Consider the following 20,321-nt stretch of genomic DNA (forward strand, 5'->3'; position numbering starts at 1 on the left):
GAATCCTCATTTAAAAGACCCTATAATTAAATTTCCCACCTATAAAAACGTACGTTTCAAACGACAAGAAAGCGCTTACTATTAATTGATAAATAATACTTATTAACGAACAACATATATACTAATTTTCCCATTACATTATGATACATCTTATCATCATAAACTAAAGGAAACAACGAGCTTTTTTTGTCATGTTTTGACTAAAAAAAGCAGGTGATTTCTCATCACCTACTTTTATTCCTACTCATTCAATAAATAATGCTTTCCTTTTACTAAATAAAATACATTTTCAGCAATATTTGTAATATGGTCTGCTACACGCTCAATATATCTCGCCACAAATGATAATTGTGTAATTTGCGTAATTGCTTCTGGTTGTTCCGGAACTGAAGATATAAACTCACGAATTGCTTTTCCATATATTTCATCAACGGAATCATCCATTTCAGCAATTTGTTTCGCGAAAGTTAAATTTTCTTGTTCATATGCTTCTAACGCTAAATGCAACATCTTATTTGCAACCGCAAACATTTCATCCAGGTTGTGCAAACTAACAGCCACTTCTTTTTCCCCAAGACGAATTGTAGCCTTTGCAATATTAACAGCATGATCTGCAATACGCTCTAAATCTGTCGCTGTTTTAATTGAAATAAAGATCCTTCTTAAGTCACTTGCTACAGGTTGCTGCTTCGTAATGAGCATAAGCGCAAGATCGTTTATTTCCTCTTCTAAATTATCCATACGGTAATCACCATCAATGACCTCTAACGCTTTCTCTACATCCCTTGTATGCAGACCTTCCATAGCAATCAATAAAGCCGCATTTGCTAATTCGCCAAGCTCAATCACCTTTTGCTGTAACACTTTTAAATCACCTTGAAACTGTTCTCTTACCATTTTTTCTTCCCCCTCAATATTATGTGCCATTATATACAAAGTGAAACTTTAATCCCCCCTCATCAATCGGGCTTTTACAGGCCGCCCGCCCACCTAACTTCTTTGCTTTTGCTGAATTTTGAGGTGGGGTCTTACTGCCCGCAAATAGCGGGATAAATCTCCTACATAACCTCTTACGCTTGTAATAAACCTTAAGATAAAGAGAAGGTATTACTTCCCTATTAAAGTGAGATAAAAATAAGAAATGCCCTCTGTTAAGAGGGCATTTTCTCTTAGCTTTGCAACGATATCAACCAAAGCGACCTGTAATATAATCTTCTGTACGCTTATCTGAAGGCGTCGTAAATAATTTGTTTGTATCTGTATACTCCACAACTTCCCCGCTTAAGAAGAAAGCGGTTTTGTCTGAAATACGTGCTGCTTGTTGCATATTATGCGTTACGATAACAATACTAAAGTCTTTCTTTAACTCTTGAATTAATTCTTCTACTTTTAATGTTGAAATTGGATCTAGTGCCGATGTTGGCTCATCCATTAAAATAACGTCTGGCTCAATAGCTAAGCAACGTGCGATGCATAGACGCTGTTGCTGTCCACCAGATAAACCGTATGCATTATCGTGCAAACGATCTTTTAACTCATCCCAAATCGCTGCTCCGCGTAAACTTTTCTCAACAATTTCATCTAATGTCTTTTTGTCACGAATACCATGGATTTTTGGACCGTATGCTACATTCTCATAAATAGATTTTGGAAATGGATTTGGCTTTTGGAACACCATTCCTACGTGCGTTCTTAATTCTTCAACTGGATATGATTTATCAAATATATTGCGTTCTCTATACTCAATTACACCTGTAGTTCGAACGATCGGTACTAACTCTACCATGCGATTTAACGTTTTTAAGTACGTTGATTTACCACAGCCACTTGGACCGATAATTGCTGTAACTTCATTCTCATGAATACTTAAATTAATATCTTTTAAAGCATGGTCTTCCCCATACCATAAATTTAAGTTTTTCGTATCAAATACTACTTTCTTTGGCGCAGTCTCGATTTTCTCTTCGTTTTTCACCTGTACATTTACTACTGTTGCTACCATTTGAATTCCCCTTTCATCCACTTCCAACTTATTTTCGATTTCGTAACCATAAAACAAATATATTGATAAATAGCAACAAACCTAACAAAACAATCATCCCAGCTGCTGCTACATACTGAAATTCTTCTTGTGGCCTACTCATCCAATTAAAAATTTGAATTGGTAAAACTGTAAATCTATCAAACATACTAAATGGAACATAATTTGCAAACGCAAGTGCCCCAATAACTAATAGTGGTGCTGCTTCTCCAATTGCTCTTGATATCGCTAACGTACAGCCCGTTATAATCCCCGGGAAAGCATATGGCAATACAATTTGATACATCGTTTGCCACTTCGTAGCACCTAATCCGTAAGAACCCTCTAATAATGCACTTGGTACTGATCGGATTGCTTCTTGACTCGCCACAACAACTGTTGGTAAGACGAGTAAACTCATCGTCAGTGCTGCTGCAACTATACTCTCTCCTAAATGAAGAGCATATACAAAAATAGTTAAACCAAGCAATCCAAATACAACGGATGGTACTCCTGCTAATGTTTGATTATTAATCTCTACTATTTTTTTAAATAGAGATTCCTTCGCATATTGCTCTAAATAAAGGGCTGTTCCAACTCCAAATATAAAAGAAACAGGTATAACAATACTCATAAATAATATTGTCCCTGACAAAGCTGCAGCAATACCAGCTTCTTTCGGATTACGTGAAGCGAAATTTGTAAAGAAATCTATTGAAAGATAGCTTATACCTTTTTCAACAATTTGAAACAGTAACACAAACAAAATTAAGATTGAAAATAAAATCGCTATATAAAATAACAATTTGTAAATTCGATCTTTTAAAAAGCGTGATGCCATGTTTTTTTGTATTTTTTTATGATTCAACATCCGCATATTATGTCATCCTCCTAAAACGGCGCATAATTGACTGCGAAATGATGTTCATAATAAAAGTAAACAAAAATAATGTTGCACCTACAGCATACATGCTGTAATACGTAATCGTTCCATGCGGAGCATCACCTAAACTTACTTGCACAATATAGGCTGTTAACGTTTGAATAGAATGTGTCGGATCAAGCGATACATTTGGTGTGGATCCTGCCGCAATTACAACAATCATCGTTTCACCAATTGCACGCGAAGCCGCTAATATAATTGCTGCCATAATCCCTGTAAAAGCGGACGGAAACACCACTTGTTTTACCATTTCAAACCGCGTCGCTCCGAGTGCTAATGAAGCTTCTTTCGTCCCTTTCGCCACAGCTCTCATCGCGTCTTCAGATAGAGATGCAACTGTAGGCATCATCATAAATCCGATAACGATTCCTGGGCTAATCGCATTAAAAAACTGTAAATCTGGTATAATCCTTTGTAAAATCGGCGTAACAATTGTTAATGCAAAAAAACCATATACAATTGTCGGGATACCTGCTAATAGCTCTAACATCGGCTTTAATATTTTCCGTGCACTATTTGAAGCATATTCGCTTAAAAATACGGCACACGCTAAACCGATAGGAATTGCTACAAACATAGCGATTGCTGTTACAAGGAACGTTCCACATATAAGTGGTAATATACCGAATTTAGGATTTTCAAAAAACGGTAACCATTCTTTCTCCGTCAAAAAGGAGTACAATGATATTTTTTGAAAAAACATGATTGTTTCATTAGAGAGCGTAAAAACAATTCCAAGTGTCGTAACAATAGAAACGCTAGCAATTATTTTTAGTAACAAAGGCATTATTCGATTGATTCGCTGCGTTTTTTTTCTTTGTTTTGTATTTCTTTCAATCAAATGTTGTACAGAAAATGTAATTTGACTTTTGTCATTATGAGCCAAAGATGAAAACCCCTTTCCACCCTGACATTACCTTTTTATTTCTGTTAACATACGCAGCTGTTCATTGTATTTTTCTTTTCTTAATTTTACATACCCGACCTCTTCAGCGAGGTTACCAACATGCTGAATCATAAACTCAACATAGTTTGCTACATTCATTTTATTTCGGATAGATGCATTATTCACATAAGTAAGTAGCGGCCTAGATAACGGCTTATACTTACCTGACTGAATGGTCTCTTTCGTCGGAAATACACCATTCACTTTTATTGCTTTCACCTTATCTCGATTAGCCATATAATAAGCATATCCTACAAAAGCAATGGCATGTTTATCATTCATTACCCCTTGCATAATAACTTGATCATCTTCAGACAAAGAGACTTTTTTTACAATGCGATGATTTTGTAAGATGACATTTTGAAAATAATCATAAGTACCAGAGTCTACGCCTGGTGCATAAAACTTCACTTGTTCACGTGGCCATGTTGAATGAATTTGTGACCATCGCTTCTCTCTTCCATCTTCACTCCACAGTAAACGTAACTCGTCTACTGACATATCGTCTACCCATGTATTGTGCCGATTCACAACGATTGTAAGACCATCGTTAGCGACCTCAAAAGGTGTGAACTGAATAGAGTTTTTCTTCATCTCATTTTTCTCGACTTGTTTCATTACTCTCGAAGCATTATTTATATCTACTTCTCCTTTACTGAAACGATTAAATCCTCCTCCAGTTCCAGAAACACTGATGGAAATTTTCACGTCTGGATGCACCTTTGTATATTCCTCCGCTACTGCTTCTATAATAGGAAAAACCGTTGAGGATCCATCAACTCTCACTTCTCCCATATCATTTAAAGCAAATGCAGTAGACATTTCAAAACAGAGGAACCATATCGATAGTACGAAAATTATAATCGGTGTACGCATCCATTTCACGTGTTCTTCCTCCTAGAAGTAACCGGAAATAACAGGATTACAGATATAAGAATACTGCTAAACTATTAATTCGGTTTTAATTGTTTGTAAAAGTTTTGTAAAGTTCCACATAAATCAACATACGGTACAATTTTAATTCAGTAGTAGCTATTCATTTCCTCTGATGATTTCCCTATAAAATATTTATCCCCTATCCCACCATATACAAGTATCATTTATACGGCCGCGTTTTTTTTCAATGTTGTATACTTGTCCACATTTATTACACGATATGCATAAACCATAAAAAAAAGCACACTATCTTTTCAGATAGTGTGCTTTTTTAAAATTTTTTTATTCATCATCTTGATCTTTATTTTTATTGTTTTTATCATCTTTTGGAGCTTCACCATTTACTTCTTGGTTTTTTAAATCAAAGTAGGCGTCCATAATTTCACGACCAATATATCCATTAATACCAGTCTTATCATCATGTACCCATGGAACAACAACAGAGAATGCTACTTCTGGATCTTCAAGTGGCGCATAACCTACTAATGTTAAGTTATATGTTTCCACACGTTCACCATTTGCCTTTCTACCAATCTCTTTATCTCCGCCATACACAGTTTGCGCGGTACCTGTCTTCCCTGCCGCTTTATATTTTGCACCTGTAAAGTATTTGGTAGCTGTACCACCTGAATCATTATACACTTGTCTAAATCCTTCTTGAACACGTTTAATTTGCGATTCTGGCATATCAACACGATTTAATACTTTCGGTTCCATAGATTGAACAACTTTCCCAACTTCATCTGGTTTCACTGCCGGTTGACGAATTTCTTTTACAACTTGTGGTTGCATACGATATCCACCATTGGCAATCGTCGAAATATATTGCGCTAATTGAAGCGGTGTATACGTATCATACTGTCCAATTGATAAATCTAGTAAGAAACCTGGTTGACTACCTCTCCCCATCTGACCAGCAGATTCATTCGGTAAATCAATTCCTGTTTTTACACCAAGTCCAAACTGTCCGAAATAATAACGCATCGTATCAAATGCTTTTTGAGGTATATCTAACGTACCACCTCTCACATATGGAACACCAGCGATATTCATCGCTGTTTTAAACATATAAACGTTAGAAGACATTTTTAAAGCTGTAAGATCATTAATATATCCCATCGTTTTCCAAGATGACTTCGTAGGTGTACCTTTTAATTTAATTGGTTCATCCAATTGTACTGAACCTGGTTGAATCGCACCAGTTTGATATCCAGTAAGTACTGTTGCACCTTTTACAGTTGACCCCATCGGATAAGAACTTGTCATGGTACCTAATGCAAAGTCATTTACTTTCGTTTGACCATCTTCGTTAACTAATTGTTTCCCAGCCATAGATAAAACTTCACCATTTTTTGGGTTCATCATTACAACGAATGCGCGATCTAAAAGAGGTTCGCTTCCTTTAAATCTCATTAAATTCTTCGTAAGAATATCCTCCACGCGCTTTTGTAATTCCATATCAATCGTTAAATTCAGGTCATTACCACTTTGTCCTTTTGATACATTAATCGTTTCTAAAATATTACCGTTTTTATCTGTAACATTTCTAACTTCTGCTTTCGTACCGTGCAGACTATCTTCATACTGTTGTTCAAGATAACTTTTTCCTACTCGGTCATTTCGATTATAATCACGAACAAGATAGTAATCTAGTCTTTCTCTTGGTAAACCTTCGTCAGAAGTTGTTACACCACCAAGTACACTTCGGAACAAATCACCATCATATGCATATTTTCGTTCCCAATCAACACTTGTATCTACTCCCGGCAATTGCGCTAAATTTTCACTAATAATCGCATATTCTTCATCTGTTGCATTTTTCTTAAGAACTTGAGGTGTCATTGCATATCCGCCATCCATCTTACTCTTAATCGCTAGTATTTCTAGATCTTTTGCGGATAATTGATTAATCTCTTCTTCTGTTACACGACTGCGCTGACGCTCGTCTAATTCTTTATCATCAATTTTTTTATCTTTAAACTCTTGACGATCTTTATTCGTAATTTTTTCTTTAGCTTCCTCTTTATGCATAGCAAGCCAATAATCTTTTTTATCGCGATCTGTTAATTTATCTGTCGGTACTTCAATCAAATCTGCTAGCTTTTTCGCTGTTTCTAAGCGATCCTCTGCAGTTGATCCTTTCATTTTTGTAAATGTAATAGTACGAATGGCTGCATTATCTACTACAGATCGCCCATAACGGTCAAATATTTTCCCACGCGGTACAGGATTACTTATCGTTGAGTTTTCTTTCTTCTCCACTTCATTCTTATATTCTTCACCGCGAACAATTTGTACATATCCGAGCCTTACAATAACCGCGGAGAACATTAAAAACACGCAGAAAAACAGCACGTTTAACCGAAAAGGAACGTGGGTCTTTTTCTTATTTTGCTTCTGCTTCTTGCTCATACAAACCCCCTCTACCAACAGCTATGTAATGTGAAAGGGACACCTTCATACAGGTGTCCTCACTGCTGTCTTACATCTTTTTCTATTCTAGCATAAAACAAACGAGAAGTTAACCTTCTGGTTCAGTTTGGTTTTGCGCGTTTCCTTGCGTTACAACACTTGTTTTACTCGCATTTCCCTCATCATATTTGACATTTTTAACTGCAAAATAAATAAGAAAATGTCCAGCACCTAAAATACATAATAAGTAAGGTAAACTTTTTTCAGGTGGAAAGAATAGTACAGCACATAAAAAACTTAAAATGGAACAGATTCTTCCGGCGTTTAACCACAGCTCCCGAACAACGACATATTCCACACGCCATTCTCTCGCATTTTTCGCTCTACCAATTACGTCATATGTCATTGATCCATACGGAACAAGTAAAATAGGATATGCAATCGCAATACATGCCGCATAAATAAGTAATTTCGTGTATGTAACATTGAAAATAACTAAAAAGACGACAGCATATAAAATAATGCCTCCAAGTAAAATTGCTTTTTTTCGCCACTCCTTCTTTAACATACGAGCAACTAAGTAATAACATACAAAGGATACAGCAGAGTTCACTAAACTATATTTCCCTAATGCGAACTCACTATTAGTTGCTAAATAAACATATACTGAAATGACAAAAATAAACGTTCCTTCTCTCAATCCTTGGAAAAAATGAGCTCGTGTAATCTTTCCCCAGTTTTTATCAATCCGTCGTTCTTTCAATACTTGCACGATTTCATAACGCCCTTCACATTCTCTTTTAGATAAAAAGAAGCTTAAGACGACAGCAATTGCAAATAGAACTAATGAAAGAAAGAATATAACAGTATAACCACTCCATTTCTCCATACGTGAAATTGTGTATCCTGCTGCTATTGGTCCGATCATCCCAGAGAAGGATGTAAGAAGTCCAAGAAACCCATTAAAGAAATCTCTTGTTTCTGGTTCTGTAATTTCAAATGTCAATAAGTTAAAAGCCAACCAGTAAAAACCGTATCCTACTCCTAAAAGAGCCCCCATTAATAAAATATACTGAGAAGCACTTTTCCCCGCTACTAAGACAACAATAAAAAAAATTGCGAGCGTTCCTACTCCTATTCGTAATAAAATCGAGCGATCGATACGTTTCGCTAATTTTCCCCCTACAAGAAATGTGAGAGGCTGTAATATAACGCTGGCCAAATTATACAAGCCAAGATTCACATAATTTTGTGTTTGTTTCCATAAATAAATATTTACAAACGTATTCGATAAAGAAATTGCGAGCGTGTATAAACCTCCTATAAGGAGCAATAACACTAAATCCCGATTCACTTCAACGTCACCAATTATATGTTTCCACTTCATACACAACTCTCCTTTACTTCATGTTCTAGTCTTCCAAAGACAAGCCCAATTATGTAAAAGGAAAGCATAGAAAAAAAGCTAGGGGTTCTCCCCTAGCTTTTTTCTATATTTATTACAATTATTTTGCTTCTTGGTAACGTTTTTCAGCAGCGTTCCAATCTACAACGTTCCAGAATGCACCGATGTAGTCTGGACGACGGTTTTGGTAGTTTAAGTAGTAAGCATGCTCCCAAACATCTAAACCGATAACTGGCGTTTTACCTTCAGTTAAAGGAGAATCTTGGTTTGGAGTGCTTGTTACTTCTAGCTCACCATTGTTTACTACTAACCAAGCCCAACCAGAACCGAAGCGAGTTGCGCCAGCTTTTGCGAATTCTTCTTTGAATGCATCGAAGCTACCGAATTTTGCTTCAATTGCAGTTGCAAGTTCACCTACAGGTTGTCCTCCGCCGTTTGGAGATAGGATTGTCCAGAAGAATGTATGGTTAGCATGTCCGCCACCATTGTTACGTACTGCTGTACGGATTGCTTCTGGTACTTCGTTTAAGTTTGCAACTAATTCTTCTACGCTTTTGTCAGCTAATTCTGCATGACCTTCTAAAGCAGCGTTTAAGTTTGTAATGTACGTGTTGTGATGTTTTGTATGATGGATGTTCATTGTTTCTTTGTCAAAGTGAGGCTCTAAAGCATCATACGCATAAGGTAAATTTGGTAATTCGTGTTTTGCCATTGTTATATTCCTCCCAGTTTATGTATTGCCACTTAAGTGACATACAACTTCATTCTACCCTAATTGCCATAGGGTGCAAACAAATAAATCACATTGTCTTGCTATCATTAAAGTAGCAAAATTCCCACTTCTTTTCAATTAAAATGCTCATATATTCCGTAAAAAAAGCTTCCTTCTACAAGGAAGCTTCCTGCTAACATAATAAACATGCGAAATGGATATGGACCCTGTAGGACTCGAACCTACGACCGGACGGTTATGAGCCGTCTGCTCTAACCAGCTGAGCTAAGGGTCCACAATTATGTATGTAACAACATATCAAATAAAGGAATTCCTATCGGATATGCCCTTTAAGAAATGTAAGATAAATTTACCATATAGAAAAGAAAAGTGTCAATTGTATTTTTCTTATTTAAAAGAAGAAAGTTAATAAAAAGAAATTTAGTTATCTCCACTATATGTAAATATAATATATCTTGAGATTCTCTAGATTCCTACGTTACAATGATTTTATACATACATAAAGGAAGTGAATCTATGTCCATATTTACCCAATTCGTAAAAAGCATATACTCGCCTAAAGATATGGCGCTATTCCGTTTTCAAAAAATCGGTAAAACCATTTTGTATATTATGCTACTTTGCTTAATTACTACTATTCCAAGAACTTTTTTGTACGGTAGTTTGATCCAAGATGGTGTAGGCATGGTAAATCAAGTCATCGATAAAGATTTACCTGATTTTAAAATTGAAAATGGCGAACTAAAAGCCGATATTGATCAGCCTATTGAAAAAGAAGAAGGAAATGCACTTTTCGTATTTGATCCAAATTTAACAGACCTAGAAAAATATCAAAATAAAACAGGTTTATTTGTTTTAAAAGATAAAGTAGTCTCTATGGGAAATGGTCAAACACAAACGTATTCTTATAACGATTTGTTAGGTGCATCTCTTGAGAAAAAAGATCTACAAGAATTTATTTCTTTATTCGATAATATTTATCCAATTTTATTATTTGTTATTGGATTCTTAGTGTACCTATTCCAATTATTCATCACTTTTGTAGGCGTGACTTTACTTGCGTTCATCGGTTCTGCTATGAGCGGTCAACGTAAACTATCCTATAAACAAGTTTGGACACTAACTGCATACAGCTACACAATCCCAACCATTTTCTTCATGATTATGGATTTATTCAAAATCGTCGTACCTGGGGCAACATTCATTTATATCGCTGTTGTTTTAATCGTTCTATACTTAACGATTAAAGAGGTACCCCAACCAAAAGAAAAATAAAAAAATGCCTAAATAGGCATTTTTTTTTTGGACAAGCATATATTCCTAGCAAAGGAGTGAAGAATATGAAGAGGTTAGGTATATTCCTATTCGTGCTTGTTCTCGGTTATATATTTTATTACGATATAAAAATCGGTACTTTACCGATGTTAAGTTCATATAAAAAAACAACTGCTGCCCAAACGATTAAAAAAGAAAACACAGACAGCCAACAAAATAAAGAGAATAAAACAGAAAAAGAAACGGATACATCTTATAAAACAATTGAAGTAAAAACTGGCGAGACAGTTCTTTCTATTACAGAACAAATTAACAAGAAAAAAATTCCTTCCATAGAAAAAGTCATTGACGACTTTAAACAATTAAACAAAAGTACATCTGCTACAAAAATACAAATTGGAAAGTCTTATAAATTCCCGTTATATCAATAAGCCATCACTTAATCCTTGTCAATTACATAAAGGCGCTGATACAATAGTAAAAGTGAAACCGAGCACTTCGGTTTCTATAGCCCTATATCACGTATACTATCATTGATATGAGGGACTAAATAAGAAACTTCTTTTATAAGGAGAGCGATCTATTCGTGAATGAAATGACTCATCGTACAAAAACACGTCCAGTTAAAGTCGGTAATTTAACAATTGGCGGTAATAATGAATTAATTATACAAAGTATGACAACAACAAAAACACATGATGTTGAAGCAACAGTTGCCGAAATCAAGCGTTTAGAAGAAGCTGGCTGTCAAGTCGTCCGTGTTGCCGTTCCAGATGAACGCGCAGCTAATGCTATTGCTGATATAAAAAAACAAATCAACATTCCACTTGTTGCTGATATTCATTTTGATTATCGCCTTGCTTTAAAAGCAATTGAAGGTGGCATTGATAAAGTACGTATCAATCCAGGTAATATTGGTCGTCGCCATAAAGTAGAAGCTGTTGTAAATGCAGCAAAAGAGCGCGGTATTCCAATCCGTATTGGTGTAAACGCTGGTTCATTAGAGCGCCACATTTTAGAAAAGTACGGATACCCAACTGCTGATGGTATGGTTGAGAGCGCGCTACATCATATTAAAATTTTAGAGGACTTAGATTTCCACGATATTATCGTATCTATGAAAGCCTCTGATGTTAACTTAGCAATCGAAGCATACGAGAAAGCTGCTCGCGCTTTTGATTACCCATTACATTTAGGTATTACAGAATCTGGAACATTGTTTGCTGGAACTGTAAAAAGTGCCGCTGGTCTTGGAGCAATCTTAAGTAAAGGCATCGGAAATACACTACGTATTTCATTAAGTGCTGATCCAGTTGAAGAAGTAAAAGTTGCTCGTGAATTATTAAAATCATTCGGTCTTGCTTCTAACGCAGCGACACTTATCTCTTGTCCAACTTGTGGTCGTATTGAAATCGATTTAATTAGCATCGCTAACGAAGTGGAAGAATACATCTCTACACTTCAAGTACCAATTAAAGTTGCAGTACTTGGTTGCGCTGTAAATGGTCCTGGTGAAGCTCGTGAAGCTGATATCGGTATTGCTGGTGCACGTGGAGAGGGATTATTATTCCGTAAAGGGCAAGTCGTTCGTAAAGTACCAGAAGAAACAATGGTAGAAGAACTGAAAAAAGAAATCGACGTAATTGCTGCTGAAATGGCTGCTGAACGAGAAAAAGAAAAAGAGACACAAGAACAATAAAAAGAAGGTTGCCACAATATTTGTGAGCAACCTTCTTTTTTACGTAAAAAAGCTCGTCAGTTATATAACCGACGAGCTTTTACTTTGCACATTTTGGACAACGACCATATATTTCAAACTTATGACCCGTTACTTCATAACCAGTAAAATCTTTATTCATAAAATCCATTGGGCAGGAAGTAATCTCTTTCGTCCCCCCACAATCCAAACAAATAAAATGATGATGATGTTCCATAATAGAACAAGTGAAACGAAAATGTTTTTCACCATTTAATTCCGTTTGTTCTAAAACACCAATCTCAGCAAAAACTGTTAAGTTACGATAAATCGTATCAAAACTAAGCCCTGGATAATCGTCTTTCATATGCTCTAAAACGTCTTTCGCAGTTAAATAACGATTATGTGCTGCAAATAATCTGAGCATCTCTTCTCTTTTTCCAGTATGTTTGTATCCTTTTTCCTTCATTAGGCGTAAAGCTTCTGTTAGATTCATACCTATCCCTACTTTATGCAGTTTTTTTCTTCTTCCATAAAATCGCACCGATTAAAATAAGAACTGCTATCATAACAATTGTACCACCTGGTGCTAGATCAAGTTGATACGAAGCAAACATTCCACCAATTACTGCAATTTCACCAAATAAAATGGAAAAGAAAATTGTTTGTTTAAATCCTTTAGCAATACGAATACTTGCTGCAACTGGTAACGTCATTAATGATGATACGAGAAGAACCCCTACTACACGCATTGATACTGCAATGACAAGAGCAACTAATATAATGAAAATAAAGTGAATCCATTTCGCTCTTAAACCAGTTGATACTGCGTATTCCTCATCAAATGATAGTAGAAACAGCTCTTTATATAATAAAATAATTGTCGCAACAACAACAATTGCTACAATCCCAATAATAATTAAATCCGTACTTGTTACAGCACTGACACTACCAAATAAATAACTAAATAAGTCTGTGTTAAATCCATTTGCAAGTGAAATGAAAATAACTCCAACTCCCATCCCTGCCGAAAGGATAATCGGAATTGCTAATTCTTGATAGTGCTTATATACAGTTCTTAACTTTTCGATTAATAGCGCTCCACCAATTGAAAAAACCATCCCCATATATAAGGGGTTTAAAAATCCACCTGTAAAAATGGTTTTTTCAAGTAATAAACTTGCTGCAATACCTGATAACGTCACGTGACTTAATGCATCCGCAATAAGAGATAAACGACGAATAACAACAAACACACCTATTAGCGGTGCAACAAGTCCAATTAAAATACCTGCGTATAAAGAATTACGTAAAAAGTCATATTGTAAAAAATCTTGTATCATTATATCCTCCCGTGATGCTCATGTTCGTGTTCTAAACGATGAACATGATGTCCATATAAGACGGACATTTCTGCATCTTCTAACTCTCGGAACTTCTCTACATTTCCATGGAAATGTAGATGTTGGTTTAGGCATGCAACATGTGTTACTTTTTCGGTAACAGCTCCCATATCATGAGTAACAAGAATTAATGTGATCCCGAGCCTTTTGTTTAAATCCTCTAATATTTCGTAAAAACTTTCCACATTTTTTACATCGATTCCAACAGTAGGCTCGTCTAAAATAAGCAATTCAGGATCACTAACGAGCGCACGAGCAATAAATACACGCTGTTGCTGTCCACCAGAAAGCTCTCCAATATTACGACCTTGAAACTCACTCATCCCTACATCAGCAATTGCTTTTTCTACCTTTTTCTTATCCTCTTTTGTGAAAAAGCGAAAAAGCCCTTTTTTCGAAACAAGTCCCATTGACACAACTTCAGAAACAGTTGCTGGAAAACCAGAATTGAAACTATTTGCTTTTTGGGATACATAACCAACTTTATTCCATTCCTTAAACTTCTTACTATCAACGCCAAACACACGAATGCTTCCTTCTTTTGGCTTTAAAACGCCTAATAAACACTTAAGTAAAGTTGATTTACCTGAACCATTCGGTCCCACTAAACCTAAAAAAGCTCCCTTCGGAACTTGCAAATTAATATTTTCTAACACATTCCGATCTTCGTATCGGAATGTTAAACCTTCAATCTCTAATATATTATTCATAGCATCTCACCTATTTTAATTCAGAATGATTCCGATTTATATCTATTTGAATTATAGTACAGCTTATTATAGTTGTAAACCAATCTGCCTAAAATATATCTATTTTTTCAAGAAACCTTACTATTATAACAAAAAGCAGAGAAAAATTCTCTGCTTTCGAAAAATATTCCTATATACGTTTAGTGAATAGCCGATTTAAACTTACCACCATTTGTCTCTTGCGTGCTCATAATCGTAACAAACGCATTTTCATCAATTTCATGCACAATTGACTTTAACTTCGTCACTTCTAGACGCGTTACAACTGCATAAATAACTTCTTTTTCTTTATCTGTATAACCACCTTTTGCTACAAGCTTTGTAGTTCCACGGCCGAGTCGATGTAAAATCGCATTTGATACTTCCTCATATTGATCAGATACAATTAAAACTGCTTTCGTTTCATCTAGCCCTTGAATTACTGTATCGATCGTTTTAAATGCAATATAGTACGTCATAACAGAATACATCGCTTGTTCCACACCAAACACAAATGCTGCCCATGCAAAAATAAATAAGTTCACAAACATTACGAATTCACCAACAGAGAACGGTAATTTCTTCGTTAATAAAATCCCCATAATTTCAGTTCCATCTAACGATCCACCATGACGAATTACAAGTCCTACACCAAGACCTAAAATAAGACCACCAAACACAGTCGCTAAAATAGGCTCTGTTGTAAACGGTGGCACCGCATGTAACGTTGACTCAATGAATGCTAACGCTACAATACCAAATGCCGAAGATAACATGAATGTTTTTCCAATTTGCTTATAACCCGAATACATAAATGGGATATTGAGAACAACGACTAAAGTAGAAAAACTTAACCACCAAATATTAGGAGTAAGGTAATCTAATATAAGAGAAATACCAATAATTCCACCATCAATAATTTTATTTGGCATTAAAAATAGTTCAATCGCTACCGCTGCGCATGCTGCCCCAAAAATAATCATAACTAAACGATAAATGAGATGAATAACACTTTCTTTTCGATGTTGCTTTTGCTCCATAGGTCCTCCCTTTACTCTTTTTCTGTAGTTTTGTCCTTATATTATAACATACGCTTCTTTTCCTCATGAAAAAAGAAACTCTATACGAATATGTACAAGCTATATGCTCATATATTTCGATAGAAGAACGCGTGAAGGAGGATAACAAGATGAACCTCATTAAACAAATTGTTAATAAAAAATTAAATCATATTTCTACAAAAGAGTTATTAAAATATAGCAAAGAATATGAAGTTTCTATTACGACTGCACAAGCTGACCAAATCGTTTTACTTATGAAAGGTAAAAATATTAATATTTACGATAACAACGAGCGACTAGAGCTCTTAAAACAGATTGCAAAAGTAACTTCCCCTGCCACTGCCCAACAAGTAAATACATTATTTCAGCAATTACTAAAATAAGGAGGGGAAATCCCCTCCTTATTGCGCTTTAATTTTTTCAAGAAGCCCTTCATCAAAAGTACCGTTTTTCAGCATTTCGATTTCCAATTTGTATGGTGGCTTCTTATCTTTTTTATCTTCCCCTACATACGGTGTTTCAAGAATTTTTGGTACATGCATTAACTGTGGATGATGTACAATGTGATGCAACGCTTTATACCCAATGTGACCAAATCCGATGTTTTCATGACGGTCTTTTCCTGCTCCGCGTACATTTTTACTATCATTAATATGAAGTACTTGTAAACGATCTATACCAACGATCTTATCAAATTCGTTTAATACACCGTCAAAGTCATTTACAATATCATATCCTGCATCGTGCGTATGACACGTATCAAAGCATACAGATAGCTTTTCATTATATTTTACGCCATCAATGATCTTTGCAATTTCTTCAAAGCTACGACCACATTCTGTTCCTTTTCCTGCCATCGTCTCTAACGCAATGTTAACCGTCTGTTCTGGCGTTAGTACTTCATTAAGCCCTTTAATAATTTGTTGAATACCAGCATCTGCTCCAGCACCAACGTGCGCTCCTGGGTGAAGAACAATTTGTTTCGCTACACCTAATGCCGATGTTCTTTCAATTTCCATACGAAGGAAGTCTACACCTAATTGGAATGTTTCTGGCTTCGTCGTATTCCCAACATTAATAATATACGGCGCATGGACGATAATTTCCTCAATACCATTCAGCTCCATATGTTTTCTTCCTGCTTCTATGTTCAATTCTTCAATTGGTTTTCTTCGTGTATTTTGCGGTGCACCTGTATAAATCATAAACGTTGTTGCACCGTATGAAACAGCCTCTTCACTTGCTGCTAATAACATGTTCTTACCACTCATGGAAACATGAGATCCAATCTTTAACATACAATCACCTCTTCAATATACAATAGATATAATGATAGCATAATTTGTAGAAATATGTAGTGAATTGTTTGTTTACAAAAGACGCACTACACAAATTTATATGAGTATTTAAATAGACTATACTCTTCATTTAAATTAGCGGGATTAAAAAAAGATAAGGGAAACCCCTTATCTTTTTTTATTGCTATATTTTCTCTTCACTTTGTCACGTTCTGTTGCAAGTTTACGTTTATAGTTTGGTTTTACTTTTTTCGGTTTTTTAATAACTTTCGTTGCCATAACATCAAGTTCGTCATTTGGTTTTTTACGGCTCTTACGACGACGACGCTCACCTAAATCCGCCCACTCATCTCCGCGTAAATCTACATGTTTAAACTCGATATGACGTTGTTTTTCTAAGCTATCTAATGCTTCTTCGTTTGCTGGATCATAAATCGTCACTGCAATACCAGAATGCCCCGCACGTGCTGTTCTTCCAACGCGGTGAACGAAGAAATCTAAATCTGATGGTAGCTCATAGTTAATAACATGGCTAATTCCTTCAATATCAATACCACGTGCTGCTAAATCAGTCGCAACAATATATTGGAATTCAAGGTCACGAATTTGTTTCATCATTTTTTTACGATCACGTGGTGATAAATCCCCGTGAATTCGTCCAACTTTTAAGCCGCGTTCCATTAATCCATCAGCAACTTGATCTGCCATTTTTTTCGTATTCGTGAAAACAACTGCTAAATACGGTTTAAATTGAAGTAGCATTTTATTCACTAAATCAATTTTATTACGATGTTTAGAAGGCACTAAATAGTGTTCAATGTTTCCAGCTGCAACTTGTTTTGGATTGATATGAATATGCTCTGGATTCTCCATATATTTCTTCAGAAACGGTTTTAGTTTTTGAGGAATTGTTGCAGAGAAAACTAGCATTTGCAAGTTTTTAGGCATGCGTGCTGCAATTTTATCTACATCGTGAATGAATCCCATATCAAGCATTAAGTCAGCTTCATCGACAATAATCGTATTTGCTTTATGAACAAATAATGCTTGTTCTTCTACTAAGTCTTTAATACGTCCTGGTGTCCCGACTACGATATGAGGTTGTTTTTTCAACTTTTCAATTGAACGTTGTTTATCAGTTCCACCAATTAAACAACGCGCTGTAATCATTTGATCTTCCGCACAGAATTTTGTTAATTTCACAATCTCTTCGTAAATTTGTTGTGCTAACTCACGAGTAGGTGCTGTAATAACAAGTTGTACTTCTTCACGGCTTGCATTAATTCTGTTCAATGTAGGAAGTAAGTATGCATGTGTTTTCCCAGAACCTGTTTGGGATTGTCCAATTACACTTACACCTTTTTTCACGACCGGGAAAATTTTCTGCTGAATTCCTGTCGGCTCTGTAAAGCGTAGTTCACGAACTGCATCTATTAAAAATGGTTTAAAATCATACTGTGTAAAAGTTTGTTGTGTCATAAGTTACACCTTCTTTCTAAATTTCTACTGCGCGCACAAATCAGTCAAGTCTACATTATATCGAAATCTACAAGTAAAATCCATCTTTAGTTTAGGTTTTCCCTTCAAAAACTAACCTTCTTCCCCCTTATTGCATATTGTATGTGTATATACCTAACTGAAGAAAGGAGGATTTCTCACATGTTTCCAAAATCCCCCACAAGACAAATGTATCCAAATCAAGGGCAGCAACCTTATACACCATATCCAATTCCACAACTACCACCGATGGCACAAAAAAAGAAAGGGTTCCTTGCTAAACTCTTTAAAAAACACGATCCAACCGAACCTTACATGCAAATGGTTCCGCCTTATCGACAAATGGAAGGACCGCCACCAATGATGCACCAGCACCAGCAACCGCCACCTCAATATCGGCAACAATATCAACCCCAATATCAACAGCAATACCCACAGCAGTACTCACAGCAATATCAACCATACATGCAGCAGCATCCAGAGCAAATGATTCCCCCTCAAATGTACGAATCAAACGAAACGCGCGGCGGCGCAACAACTACAGCAGCATCCAGTAGCGGCATCGGCAGTTTTTTTGCGAATTTAATTTCGAATCCAACTAATATGATAAACAATATAGAAAAAGTATCCCAAGTCGTTCAATCTGTAAGCCCTGTCGTCGAACAGTACGGCCCTATTATGCGTAACCTACCAAGCATTGTTAAAATCCTCACCTCTGGAAAAAGTACGGAAGAAGATTCAACTAAAAATCAGGCTGAAGACATAACAGAAAAGGTTGAGGTAGCAACTCCACCTCCTCCACAAAAAAAAAGAAAAAGAAAAAAAATAGTGATTGAGCCAGTCATAGAAAAAGAATTACGAGAGGAGCCTGTTCAAAAAACAGCAACAAAACCAAAACTATATGTGTAACAATCCTTTGTTTTCTATCCACTCCTCCTTTATAATGTAAAAGACTATGCACAAAAGTATCCCTTGTTTAGAAGGAGAGGATTACTCATATGAAAATTGTTAAAATTTCCCCTCGTGGTTATTGCTACGGTGTTGTCGATGCAATGGTAATTGCACGTAACGCCGCATTAGATAAATCATTGCCGAGACCCATTTATATTTTAGGTATGATTGTTCACAATAAACATGTTACAGACGCTTTTGAAGAAGATGGAATCATCACATTAGACGGTCCAAGTCGCTTAGAAATTTTAGATAAAATTGATTCTGGTACTGTTATTTTCACTGCACACGGTGTTTCTCCAGAAGTTAAACAACGCGCAAAAGAAAAAGGTTTAACAACAATCGATGCCACTTGTCCAGATGTTACCAAGACACATGACCTTATCGAAGCTAAGAAAGCGGAAGGGTATCATGTCATTTATATCGGTAAAAAAAATCATCCAGAGCCAGAAGGCGCAGTTGGTATTGCACCTGACATCGTTCACCTTATCGAAAAAGCCGATGATTTAAAAACATTAGAAATCCCAACAGATAAAATTTTAGTAACGAATCAAACAACGATGAGTCAATGGGATGTTCAACATTTAATGGAGGACATTCAAAAAAAATTCCCAACAGCAGAATTCCATAAAGAAATTTGTTTAGCAACTCAAGTTCGCCAAGAAGCTGTCGCTAAACAAGCTGATGTTGCAGACTTAACAATTGTTGTCGGTGATCCGAAAAGTAACAACTCAAACCGTTTAGCACAAGTGTCACAAGAAATTGCTGGTACGAAAGCATACCGCGTTGCAGACGTAAGTGAGATTAAATTAGAGTGGCTACAAGGTGTAGAAAACGTAGCTGTTACAGCAGGTGCTTCTACTCCAACTCCAATTACAAAAGAAGTTATCGCTTTCTTAGATCAATATGACCCAATGAATCCCGCTACATGGGAGAGAGTTCGAAAAGTACCGTTACAAAAAATATTACCTCGTGTAAAAGTGAAAAAAGAACAATAATAAAAACCGTTGCCTATAT

General features: G+C 35.9%; 20 protein-coding genes and 1 tRNA gene. 6 read left to right on the forward strand and 15 right to left on the reverse strand.

Translation table 11 applies throughout. The features are described 5' to 3' along the window. Positions 1 to 240: 240 nt before the first annotated feature. The 9 genes from phoU to QCI81_RS08360 all read right to left on the reverse strand — a co-directional run bounded on the left by phoU (position 241) and on the right by QCI81_RS08360 (position 9,669). Positions 241 to 897: a phosphate signaling complex protein PhoU gene (phoU, locus tag QCI81_RS08320; protein WP_000251246.1), complete on the reverse strand. Its 657-nt coding sequence runs from the start codon at positions 895 to 897 to the stop codon at positions 241 to 243. 289 nt (positions 898 to 1,186) lie between these two features. After that, positions 1,187 to 2,002 carry a phosphate ABC transporter ATP-binding protein gene (pstB, locus tag QCI81_RS08325; RefSeq protein WP_000226681.1) on the reverse strand — a complete coding sequence of 272 codons (816 nt, stop codon included), beginning with the start codon at positions 2,000 to 2,002 and terminating at the stop codon, positions 1,187 to 1,189. A 28-nt stretch (positions 2,003 to 2,030) separates the two neighbouring features. Beyond that, positions 2,031 to 2,897, reverse strand: coding sequence for a phosphate ABC transporter permease PstA (gene pstA / locus QCI81_RS08330; protein WP_071729647.1), 867 nt, complete (start codon positions 2,895 to 2,897; stop codon positions 2,031 to 2,033). Between the two features lies 1 nt (position 2,898). Beyond that, the gene (gene pstC, locus QCI81_RS08335; protein WP_071729645.1) at positions 2,899 to 3,849 is read right to left on the reverse strand and encodes a phosphate ABC transporter permease subunit PstC; all 951 of its coding nucleotides are present in this window, start codon (positions 3,847 to 3,849) and stop codon (positions 2,899 to 2,901) included. 27 nt (positions 3,850 to 3,876) lie between these two features. Next, positions 3,877 to 4,785: a PstS family phosphate ABC transporter substrate-binding protein gene (locus tag QCI81_RS08340; protein WP_206702091.1), complete on the reverse strand. Its 909-nt coding sequence runs from the start codon at positions 4,783 to 4,785 to the stop codon at positions 3,877 to 3,879. 342 nt (positions 4,786 to 5,127) lie between these two features. Beyond that, a complete protein-coding gene (locus QCI81_RS08345; protein WP_071713588.1) occupies positions 5,128 to 7,257 on the reverse strand; it encodes a peptidoglycan D,D-transpeptidase FtsI family protein in 2,130 nt (709 codons plus the stop codon). 109 nt (positions 7,258 to 7,366) lie between these two features. Further along, positions 7,367 to 8,644 (reverse strand): MFS transporter, encoded by a 1,278-nt coding sequence (locus tag QCI81_RS08350; RefSeq protein ID WP_023523062.1) that lies wholly within the window; start codon positions 8,642 to 8,644, stop codon positions 7,367 to 7,369. A gap of 118 nt (positions 8,645 to 8,762) precedes the next feature. Further along, positions 8,763 to 9,374, reverse strand: coding sequence for a superoxide dismutase [Mn] (gene sodA, locus QCI81_RS08355; protein WP_001052031.1), 612 nt, complete (start codon positions 9,372 to 9,374; stop codon positions 8,763 to 8,765). Positions 9,375 to 9,595: 221 nt separating this feature from the next. After that, positions 9,596 to 9,669 (reverse strand) — tRNA-Ile (locus QCI81_RS08360). 242 nt (positions 9,670 to 9,911) lie between these two features. Here QCI81_RS08360 and yqgB point away from each other — a divergent pair. The 3 genes from yqgB (at position 9,912) to ispG (ending at position 12,369) form a co-directional block, all read left to right on the forward strand. Further along, on the forward strand, positions 9,912 to 10,670 hold the full coding sequence (gene yqgB, locus QCI81_RS08365) for a protein YqgB (RefSeq protein WP_071729641.1): 759 nt from the start codon (positions 9,912 to 9,914) through the stop codon (positions 10,668 to 10,670). Between the two features lie 65 nt (positions 10,671 to 10,735). Next, complete coding sequence (gene yqfZ / locus QCI81_RS08370) at positions 10,736 to 11,101, forward strand: protein YqfZ (protein WP_000825415.1); 366 nt, start codon at positions 10,736 to 10,738, stop codon at positions 11,099 to 11,101. Between the two features lie 164 nt (positions 11,102 to 11,265). Beyond that, positions 11,266 to 12,369 (forward strand): flavodoxin-dependent (E)-4-hydroxy-3-methylbut-2-enyl-diphosphate synthase, encoded by a 1,104-nt coding sequence (gene ispG / locus QCI81_RS08375; RefSeq protein WP_161114734.1) that lies wholly within the window; start codon positions 11,266 to 11,268, stop codon positions 12,367 to 12,369. A gap of 79 nt (positions 12,370 to 12,448) precedes the next feature. On the opposite strand, the gene QCI81_RS08380 is transcribed toward ispG, so the two are convergent. From QCI81_RS08380 to QCI81_RS08395, 4 genes are all read right to left on the reverse strand, one after another. Next, positions 12,449 to 12,862 carry a Fur family transcriptional regulator gene (locus tag QCI81_RS08380; RefSeq protein WP_001054516.1) on the reverse strand — a complete coding sequence of 138 codons (414 nt, stop codon included), beginning with the start codon at positions 12,860 to 12,862 and terminating at the stop codon, positions 12,449 to 12,451. 13 nt (positions 12,863 to 12,875) lie between these two features. Further along, positions 12,876 to 13,709, reverse strand: a complete 834-nt coding sequence (locus QCI81_RS08385) for a metal ABC transporter permease (RefSeq protein WP_000613817.1) — start codon at positions 13,707 to 13,709, stop codon at positions 12,876 to 12,878. After that, on the reverse strand, positions 13,709 to 14,479 hold the full coding sequence (locus tag QCI81_RS08390) for a metal ABC transporter ATP-binding protein (RefSeq protein ID WP_001059662.1): 771 nt from the start codon (positions 14,477 to 14,479) through the stop codon (positions 13,709 to 13,711). Before QCI81_RS08390 ends, QCI81_RS08385 begins: the two co-directional genes overlap by 1 nt. 179 nt (positions 14,480 to 14,658) lie before the next feature. Next, positions 14,659 to 15,537 carry a YitT family protein gene (locus QCI81_RS08395; protein ID WP_000435960.1) on the reverse strand — a complete coding sequence of 293 codons (879 nt, stop codon included), beginning with the start codon at positions 15,535 to 15,537 and terminating at the stop codon, positions 14,659 to 14,661. 149 nt (positions 15,538 to 15,686) lie between these two features. Here QCI81_RS08395 and QCI81_RS08400 point away from each other — a divergent pair, with 149 nt between their 5' ends. Further along, positions 15,687 to 15,941, forward strand: coding sequence for a DUF2624 domain-containing protein (locus tag QCI81_RS08400; protein ID WP_001048958.1), 255 nt, complete (start codon positions 15,687 to 15,689; stop codon positions 15,939 to 15,941). 18 nt (positions 15,942 to 15,959) lie between these two features. On the opposite strand, the gene QCI81_RS08405 is transcribed toward QCI81_RS08400, so the two are convergent. Next, the gene (locus tag QCI81_RS08405; RefSeq protein WP_000912471.1) at positions 15,960 to 16,856 is read right to left on the reverse strand and encodes a deoxyribonuclease IV; all 897 of its coding nucleotides are present in this window, start codon (positions 16,854 to 16,856) and stop codon (positions 15,960 to 15,962) included. 168 nt (positions 16,857 to 17,024) lie between these two features. Beyond that, on the reverse strand, positions 17,025 to 18,335 hold the full coding sequence (locus tag QCI81_RS08410) for a DEAD/DEAH box helicase (protein WP_000194023.1): 1,311 nt from the start codon (positions 18,333 to 18,335) through the stop codon (positions 17,025 to 17,027). 180 nt (positions 18,336 to 18,515) lie between these two features. Here QCI81_RS08410 and vrrA point away from each other — a divergent pair, with 180 nt between their 5' ends. Together vrrA and QCI81_RS08420 are read left to right on the forward strand one after the other, a co-directional pair. Continuing rightward, positions 18,516 to 19,262: a VrrA/YqfQ family protein gene (vrrA, locus tag QCI81_RS08415; protein ID WP_000484179.1), complete on the forward strand. Its 747-nt coding sequence runs from the start codon at positions 18,516 to 18,518 to the stop codon at positions 19,260 to 19,262. An 89-nt stretch (positions 19,263 to 19,351) separates the two neighbouring features. Beyond that, positions 19,352 to 20,302, forward strand: coding sequence for a 4-hydroxy-3-methylbut-2-enyl diphosphate reductase (locus QCI81_RS08420; RefSeq protein WP_000706657.1), 951 nt, complete (start codon positions 19,352 to 19,354; stop codon positions 20,300 to 20,302). Positions 20,303 to 20,321 lie beyond the last annotated feature (19 nt).

This window comes from Bacillus cereus group sp. MG20 (assembly GCF_040459885.1).
Classification (GTDB): domain Bacteria; phylum Bacillota; class Bacilli; order Bacillales; family Bacillaceae_G; genus Bacillus_A; species Bacillus_A cereus.